This is a genomic window from Pseudomonas sp. 1 R 17 (assembly GCF_900067035.1).
GTDB lineage: Bacteria > Pseudomonadota > Gammaproteobacteria > Pseudomonadales > Pseudomonadaceae > Aquipseudomonas > Aquipseudomonas marginalis.
Map to the genome: position 1 here is coordinate 1 of NZ_FKLB01000046.1, position 8,900 is coordinate 8,900.

An 8,900-nucleotide genomic window follows, 5' to 3' on the forward strand; every position below is an offset into this window, starting at 1 on the left:
CGCCCAACCGCCAAGCTCTTGGAACTGTCCTTACTGGTCTGACTGGCCGTCTCCATCCCCGAAGTAACGGTGACATCAGCCCCACTCAACTCCATGTTCTTGGTGCTCACCAGATCACTGGCCACCACCTTCAACTCACGCCCCGCCGTCAACGACACATTGCCCGCGCTCGAACCAATCGTGCTGCCGGTCAAGGTCATTTCATTGGCCGTGCCGTTGCGCTTCGAGCTGTTGATGTACAGCTTCTGGTTGCCGGTCATGTCGTCCAGACCGAGCTTGTTGCCGGTCAGCACGCCGGTGAGGTCGCGATTTTTTTCCTTGTGCATGTCGGTGCGGGCGAAGGTGTTCTGCGCCGCGTCGATGGTCAGGTCACGGCCGGCCTGGACGGCGAGGTCGCCGGTGCTGACCAGGTTGGAACCGGTGACCGTGGCGTCGCGTTTGGCGGCGACGGTGACGGTTTCGCCGGAGACCATGCTGCCCAGGGCGGTGGTGCGTTTTTCGTCGACTTTGTCCTGGACTTTGCTCGACTTCAGGCCGCCCCAGCTGCTTTTGCTTTCCTTGCGTTCGTGGCGGGCGCTGTCGGCGTTGCTGACGGCGAGGATGTTCACGTCCTGGCCGGCCACCAGTTGCGTAGCGCCTTTTTCGGCAGTGACGGCGCTGCCGGCCAGCAGCAGGTCCGCACCGGCGACGACGGTGCTGTTCGTCCCCGCGCTGACCAGGCTGCCGACGTTGTTCACGACGTCGGTTTCATCCAGGCGGAATTTCTTGCCCTGGGAGGTTTTCTTGGTCTTGCTGTAGAAGCTGTAGTCCTGGTCTTGCGCGGCTTTGAGCTCGAGGTTTTTGCCGGATACCAGGTACGCCTCGTTGCCGGCATTGACCTGGCTGGCGACCAGTTGCAGGTTCTGCCCGGCGCTCAGGGTGGCGTCGCCGCCGGCCTTGATCACGCTGGACACTTGCTGCACGTGGTCTTCGATGCTCTTGACCTTTTTCGTGTTGGTCGTGGAGTGCTGCTCGTTGGCCGCCGCGAAGGCGTTGAGGTCGCGGGTGGCAATCAGGTTGACGTCGCGTTTGGCATTGACCTGGCTGGCCACGGCGCTGATGTCGCGGCCGCCAATCACATGCAGGTCGCGGCCGGCCTCGACCACCGAGCCTTGCTGGGCGATGGTGGTGAAACTGGAGCGGTTGCCGATGGCGCCGCTGTCGAGGCTTTTCGAGGCGGTGATGTTGACGTCGCCCGCCGCCTTGACTGTGGCATCGGCACCGCTCTTGAGCACGCCGCCGACGTTGTTGATGTTGCCGCCAGCCTGCATGGCCAGATCGTTGGCCGATTCGATGCGCGCGGCGCTGTCGACGAAGTCGCTGCGTTCGGTGCGGTAGCTGCTGGCGCTTTCGTGGGTGGTGACGCTGCGTTCGTTGAGCAGGTCGGCGCCGGCGGCGAGGTTGACGTTGCCCGCGCTGATCACACCGCCTGCGCGGTTGGTCAGGTTGTTGCCGCTGAGCAGGTCGAGGCGACCACCGGCTTCCATCAACCCACTGTTGGTGAGGTTGCTGCCGACGTTCGCCAGCAGGTTGCCGGTGGCGCGCAAGGTGCCGGCGTTGTTGAGGTGGCTGCCGGTGATCAGGTTGACGTCGGTGCCGGAAATCAATGCACCGTTGGGTGCCAGGCGGTTATTCGCCTGGGCCAGGTACAGCACCGGCACCAGCACTTGTTGCCCGGCGACGGTGGCGTTTTCCAGCCACACGATGTCGTGGGTCAGGGCAGCGACTTGTTCGGCGGTGAGGCTCACGCCTACGGACAAATTCAGGGCGCTTTTGCTGCTGATGGCGTTGTCCATCAGGTGCTTGAACAGGTCGGCGTCGCTGGTCTGGCCATCGATGAAGCGCTGGCCGGTGCGGGCGAGCACGGCTTGCTGGATCAGGCGTTGTTCATAGAAGCCATCGCCCAGGCGACGTTGCGCGGTGTCGGGGTCGTAGCCGAGCTTGGTCAGCATGTAGTCCGAGCTCATGAACTGGCGCATGTCGGTGAGCAGCGGGTTGGTTTCGATCAGGTACTTGTGCGGGTTGGCCGCGAACTGGCTGGTGGGCAGGCCTTTGGCGCCATCGCTGTCGTTGAGGTGGAACAGGCCGTTCTGGCCGGTGGGCAGGTCGAAGCCGGGCAGGCCCAGCGGGTTGGCCTGTTGCTGGGCAACGTCCGCTGGCAGTTGCGCGTTGAGGCTGACCAGGGTCGAGTAGCCCGGCGCCTTGGTGTTGGCGCCGCTGCCGACGTAGGTGTAGCCACCTTGCACGACGCTGTTGTCGATGCCGGCCTGGGCTCTCACGTCCACACTGCCACCGGCCTGGATCACGGCGGCGTAGCTCTGGTCGGGCACCATCAGCTGCGTGGTTTTGCGCAGGTCGGTCTTTTCGCTCTCCATTTTGCCAATGAACGACGCCAGGCCGGCTTCGACGCCGGTCATGTCCTGGCCTGCCGAATAGCGTTGAGTGAAGGCCGCGGCTTCACGGTACCAGCCTCCGGGCTTGCGCTCGCGGGCTGAGGTAAAGACGCGGTCATACTGGGTATCGTGGGTCACGACGCCGACGTTGGTGAGTTGGTTGACGATGGCCGTGAGGTTGCCGCCGGCGGCGATGCTACTGCTGCTGTTGAGCAGCTCGCCGCCGGTGAGCAGCATGTTGCCGCCCGAGGTAATGCTGGACGCTGCCGTGGCATCGCTGACGATGAAGTGATCACGCTGGGTAATCTGGAACGGCCGGTTCTGCTTGCCGCCTTCGCAGTCGCCACCGGTCACCCCGTCGATACAGGCGATGGGCGTGATGGAGGCGCTGTAGATGCCGGACTCGGTGGTGAGCACAGTACGGATGTTCTGGATCGTGCTGGCCGCCAGGATCAGGTTGCGCTCGCTCTCGATCGTCCCCGAGCTGTTGATGATGCTGGTGGCCAGGCCGCCCTGGCCGTCGCGATCGACACGCAGGTTGCCCATGGCGTAGATCGCGGCGCCGAGGTTTTTCAGGCGGTCGACCTTGAGGTTCATGTCGCCGCCACTGAAGATCAGGCCGTGGTCGTTGAGCAGGTTGTCCACCGAAAGATCCAGGCTGCCCTGGCTGGCGACGCTGCCGCCCACGGTCCAGTCCTTGCCGCTGCCGACCAGGGCGCGGATGCCGAGCAGTTTGCCGGTGGCGGTCTGTTGCAGGTTATCGACGTTGACGGTCAGGCGCCCGGCCTGGATCGCGGTGCTGTTGGTCCAGTTGGCTTTATCGAGGATCAGGTCGCCATTGGTCACCAGGCTACCGCCGACATCGTCGAGGCTGATGCCGCTGAGGTCGAGTGCACCCGTGCCCACGTGCAATACCTTGCCGCCGGTGTTCTGGAAGCGGGTGGCGGCGAGGCTCAATTGGTCGTTGGCGGTCTCGAGGCTACCGCTGTTGTTGAGCAGGCCGCCGATGGCGTAGCGGGTCTTGCCGGTGGTGCCGAGGGCGCGCATCTGGCCGCTGTTGGTGAGGCTGGCAGTGTCGACGTCGAGGGCGGTGGCGCTCTCGATCAGGCCACGGTTAACCAGGGCCCCGGTCAGGCTGACGTCGATCCGGTTGCCGGCGATCTCGCCGCCGCTATCCACATTCATACCGGTCAGGTGCACGCGATCCCGAGCAAACAGCGCGCCGCTGCCGTTGTTGAAGTCAGTGGCGTCGATCTGCGCATCACCGGCTTTGGCGGCGATGCGGCCACCGTCGTTGTCGAGGGTGCCGGCGGTGAGGGTCACGCCGGACTTTTCACTGTGGATCAGGCCGTTGCCGCCGTTTTGCAGCAGGCCGCTGGTGGTCAGGGTCAGGCCATCGTTGGCGGCCAGGGTACCGTTGTTGCGATTGTCGATGCTGTTGGCGAACAGGGTCAGCAAACCTTGGCTGGCGAGCTTGCCTCCCTGGTTGTCAACGTGGGCGGCGCGCTGGATCAGCAACGGGCCGGCACTCGCCAGCTTGCCATTGCGATTGATCAGGTCGCCGATCAGGTCCAGGGTGATTGCGCCGCCACCGGTGAGGCTGCCGGCGCTGTTGTCCAGGGTATCGCCGTGCAGGGTGAAGGCACCGGTGCTGTCGATGATGCCGCCCTGGCTGTTGTCCAGCAGGCCGCTGACGGTGAGGGTCTGCGTGCCGTCGCTGAGCAGGCGACCGTTGTTGCGGTTGTCTACGCTGGCGGCGGTGACGTTCAACACCTGCTTGGCGTTCATGGTACCGCCCTGGTTGTCCAGGGTATTGGCGGTGGCGCCGAACTCGCGATTGGCGATCACCGTGCCGGTATTGCTGATGTGCTGGGCCTCGAGCTTGACGTCGCCGACGGTGTTGCGCGTGTTATCGGCGTTGACCCCGGCCTCGACGATGCCGCTGTTGGTCAGTTGGCCGTTGCTGGTCAGTGTGATGCTGTCGCGGGCGGCGAGGGTCTTGCTGTTTTTCAGGGTGCCCTTGGTCTGTGCCTTGAGGGTGGTGCCCGCGTACACGGCGCCCTTGGTCTCCAGGCTCGCGGCCTTGATGTCCACCGCACCGCTGGCGGCGGCCTGGGCCATGCTCAGGTGGCCGTTGGCGTCGAGCTGAATATCGCCACCACTGGCTGCCAGTGTGCCGTCGAGCTTCACACCCACGCCGGCTTCGGTGCCCACCAGTTTGATCGCACCGGCATACATGCCGCCCAGGGCCGACGAGTCGATGGCCAGTTCCGGCTTGGTGCTGCCGTCGTCGGCGCGCGCGGTGGTTTTCAGGCTTTGGGCGTCGACGTCATTGCGTCCGGCAATCACGGTGAGCTGGCGCGCATTGATCTTGGCGTTGATCTTGGCCGAACGGGTAATGATCTCGAAGCGGTCGACGTTGCTGGCGTTCAAGCCCTGGCCGTCGATGGTCACCGCACCGCCATCCACCTGGTAGCGGTCCAGGCGCCCGGTCTGGTCAAGAATCGGCTTGCCGGTGGTCAGGGTGACGTTGGGGGTATTGATAAAGCCGCAACCGTTACAGCTCACGCCATACGGGTTGGCCACGATGACCTTGGCGGACTGCCCCGCCACTTCGGTGTAGCCGCGCAACTGGCTGGGGCTGCCGCCGTTGACTTCGTTGAGGATGACATTCGCAGCGCCGCCCTTGAGGTTCGGGTTGCCGACGATGATCCCGCCCAGCTGCGTGCTCTGCACCATGCCCGTGGCGTTGTTGAGGATCACGCCGTTGGGACCGACGTTGTAGTCCTTGAACTGGTTATGGGACAGCCCGCTGCCATTGGGCGTGGCGATGTTCACCACCGGAACGCCGTTGCCCGCCTGCCCGAGGGTAGTGCCGGGGCCGCTGACCACAATACCCTCGGCCTGGGCCAGCAGCGGCTGCCAGAACAACGCGTTGGCCAGGATCAGGGCCAGGCCGCGTTGGCTCAGGCTTTTCAGGGCAGTAACAGGGCGAACGTCCATATTCAAAATCTCAAGGCAGCGGTGTTGAATTACAGGAAGAAATCCAGGCGGAAATAAATCGGCGCTTCGCGCTCGGTCACGACGCCAGGCCTTTCCAGCGAATGGGCAAACGTCACGCTGGTGCTGACGTGCTTGCCACGGGCAAACAGCTCCAGGGAGTTACTCGATACCCGGCCGTGCTGGTCATCGTTGTAGCGATCGTTGCGAATCACGCCCTGGTCGTAGCCGACGCTGGCGCCGTACTCGGCGAAGGCCGGGCGCATCCAGTCGAGGGTCACCGGGCGCGCCCAACGCACTTCGTTGCGCCAGTAGCCGCCGCTGTCGCCGTTCAACTGCTGGTCCTTGAAACCCCGCACCGAGTACGAGCCGCCAAGACTCATGCGTTGCGGCGCGTACAGCACGTCTTCACTGCGCTGCCCGGTGGCCAGGCTGGAAAAACTCAATGACTCGCCCCACAGCGTGAACGGCTGCAGGTAGCTCAGGGTGGCGGTGTATTTGCGGTAGCGCGGCGTGGGCGTGAGGTTGCCGCGGATACGGGTCTGCTCATCCTTTTGCGCATCGAAGGCACCGATACCGTTTTGCATGCCCACATCAAGGTTGACGAACGCGCTGCCGATACGGCGCCCGTGGCTGATACCCACCTGGAATTCGCTGAGGCGGTTGCTGCTGACGCCCAGGCGTGTGTCGTTGATGTAGTTGTTGGTGCGCAAATGAGTGAGGCCGACATTGACCGACGTCTTGCTCACGTCATCGCGATGCACCACACGCTCGGCGCGCAGCTGGTGATTCTGGCTGTCGCCCCATTGCTTGTATTTGAAGTCATCGACGCTGCCCGGCGTGCGGTAATCGCTCTCACTGTAGGTGTAACTGAAGTTCCACCAGCCCCACGGCACGTTGTAGTAGAGCATGCTGTTTTTCGAGGTTTTCTGGTGGTCGCTGATGGCATCGTGGCCGCCGCGCAGGATCAGTTGGTCGGCCAGGCCCAGCGGGCTGTCCCATTCCAGGCCAGCGCCCCACTGCTGTTCGCCGGTACTTTTCTGGCCGTCGTTGTTGCGCGACAGGCTGGCGCGCCAGGGTTTTTGCGGCTGGTTTTTGACCAGCACTTCGCTGCCGCCGATCTGGGTGCCGGGGGTCAGTTCCATTTGCGCCTGTTTGGACGGCAAGCGGCTCAGTTGATCCACCAGTTGCTCGACTTCGCGCAGGTTGAGGGCCTCGCCAACCTTGCCGGGAAACGCCATGGCCAGCTCGCGGTCGGTGACCGTGCTGCCCTGGGCGCCCTTCAGGCCTTCAAGTTTGCCTTCGACCACCAGCACTTGCAGGTGGCCGCTGGAAAGGTCCTGTTGCGGCAGGTAGGCCCGGCTGGTGACGCGGCCCTTGGCAATGTAGTAATCGGTGATGACCTTGAGCAGTTCATTGAGCTGCGTAACGCCCAGGCATTGGCCGATATAGGGTTTGAGCAGGCGGGTACGGTCGGCTGCGGAGAGGCTGTCGGCGCCCTTGAGTTCGATGTCCTGGATGGGGAAGCAGCGGGTGTCAGCAGGCTGTGCCGGGGCCTGTGGCTGATTGCTCTTGCCGGGCAGGTCCTGGAGCTCTTCCAGGCGCCGACGCTGCTCTTCGAGAAGCCGGTTCTGGCGGTCGCGGATAAGGTCCTGATCCCCCGGCGTAGGGGCGGCCAAGGCACTGTTGCCGCTCAAATAAGCAAGCAGCAAAGTGCATAGCAAATACCGAGTCCGTGGCAATAAAAAAGACATGTTCGGTCCGTCGAAAATCAGGGGCCGCGAAACTAACATCGAACTAGCAGTAACCCAAGAAACAGAGTCAGTTGCATGTTCGCGCTAGTTATTCACGCAACACATTGATTAATAACAATAAAAAATCATCAAAAAGATACACGGCCTGACACTGGAAATATTATTCCGACAGGCGGCAGCTGTTCTGATAGCGATTCGTCGGAGAACTTATAAGTTGCCATTACTTGGCCATCAAGTTCTTGCCGAGATAAGTTAGTACCGAAAAAAGCAGATAAGTTCGCGGGAGTTTTGTGAATTGGATCGCAATAATCGGGATCGGCAGGGTAAGAGCCCCATGTGGGGGGCGGTGCGACGATTCGACTTGCTCCCGATAGGGGTGTCAGCCAAGTATTCATTAGCTGATCCACCGCAATCGGGGTGTAGAACCGTAGACATCGTTTACATCTGAAACCGGGGACATCGTTTACACATTTGAGGCCTGGACGCGGGTCATACCTCGTCCAAGCCTCCCCAAGGGATAATCACACAGGTACAAATCCCAAGCTTCATCTTCAGCTTCTTTGAGCCCTATCCTTTCCCCGGACAGCGCCTCGCTGATAAATACCAACTTGCCGTTCCACTTGATCGATCCGTCCTGCCTGACGCTTCGAACTTTCATTTCTGCCGGATATTCCACATCGGGCAAGCATCCTGGATAAATTCGGGTGGACGGCACATACAAGTCTCCCGGACGTTTCATGCCGAGCGCTTCGTGAGGGCGTACGTAATTAAACTCATGCCTGAAATGCTCCAGCAAAAGCTGCTGCTCGACTAAGTTTTTCCCTAAGGGCAACTCAAGTTTCAAGCTACGGTGCATTCGTTCATGGCGACCATTCTGGGCGGGTCTTCCCGGCATGGTTCGCTCGGGATAAATACCCAGCCGAATCCACCAAACTGCCAGTGTGGATATTCTTGCCAGGCCAGGAGAGGCGAACGGTACCCCGTTGTCCGAACGGATAACTTCCGGCATGCCGTACTCCTGAAAAAGCCTCTCAAAGGCCTGTTTTACAGGCTGGGTCATGATCTTGGGATGGGCCCTGCACGCTAAAATCAGCCGCGACGCATGGTCTGTGACGGTCAAAGGGAAGCACATCTGAGCATTAAGCATCTTGAACTGCCCTTTGTAGTCAGCACACCACGTCTTGTTAGGTTCGTCGGCCTTTCGCATTTGTGCGTGGGAAATGCTGTGTCGGCGTTTGAAGCGCCGCTTTTTGACGAGCCCAAGTCGGTCAAGCCATTGACCGGCCGTACTTGGAGAGGGCCAGGTGACGGAGGGATCTTCCAGCCGTAATAGCTCGAGAAGCTTTTTCGGCCCCCATTTATCGTGAGCCTCCTTCATCGCGACTACACGGGCCAAAATCTCGTCGTCGGTTTTATTTGGGCTGTTGTGAGGTCGCCGGGACAGTTCGGATAAAGACCTCAAATCGCCGTCGTGCCGGGCAATCCACTTATCGACGGTAGGTCGGCTAACGTCAAAGCGGCGTGCCAACTGGCTTTTGGTGAAGTTGCCAGAAAGCCAATCAGCTACCAGCTTGATTCTTTGATTCATGGGGGACTCTTGGTTCCAGGGCATGATCAGTTACCTCCTGATCATGCGTATTAGCCTGTAAACCATGTCCCCGGTTAGAAATGTAAACGATGTCCCCGGTTTGTACCGGGGCAAGCCCCCTCCCAC

The 8,900-nt window shown here is 61.5% G+C and carries 3 protein-coding genes; all 3 read right to left on the minus strand.

Features of this window, described 5'->3' with window-relative positions; translation table 11 throughout:
• Positions 1–5,435 (minus strand): two-partner secretion domain-containing protein (locus tag BFP99_RS16315; RefSeq protein WP_065947707.1); only part of this gene is annotated, 5,435 nt, incomplete at its 3' end.
• Between the two features lie 29 nt (positions 5,436–5,464).
• On the minus strand, positions 5,465–7,186 hold the full coding sequence (locus tag BFP99_RS16320; RefSeq protein WP_065947708.1) for a ShlB/FhaC/HecB family hemolysin secretion/activation protein: 1,722 nt from the start codon (positions 7,184–7,186) through the stop codon (positions 5,465–5,467).
• 463 nt (positions 7,187–7,649) lie between these two features.
• Positions 7,650–8,798, minus strand: a complete 1,149-nt coding sequence (locus tag BFP99_RS16325) for an integrase core domain-containing protein (RefSeq protein ID WP_065924691.1) — start codon at positions 8,796–8,798, stop codon at positions 7,650–7,652.
• Positions 8,799–8,900 lie beyond the last annotated feature (102 nt).

Coding starts and splice junctions, on each gene's coding strand:
- BFP99_RS16325 (WP_065924691.1), bottom strand. CDS start 8,798: ATGCCCTGGAACCAAGAGTCCCCCATGAATCAAAGAATCAAGCTGGTA.
- BFP99_RS16320 (WP_065947708.1), bottom strand. CDS start 7,186: ATGTCTTTTTTATTGCCACGGACTCGGTATTTGCTATGCACTTTGCTG.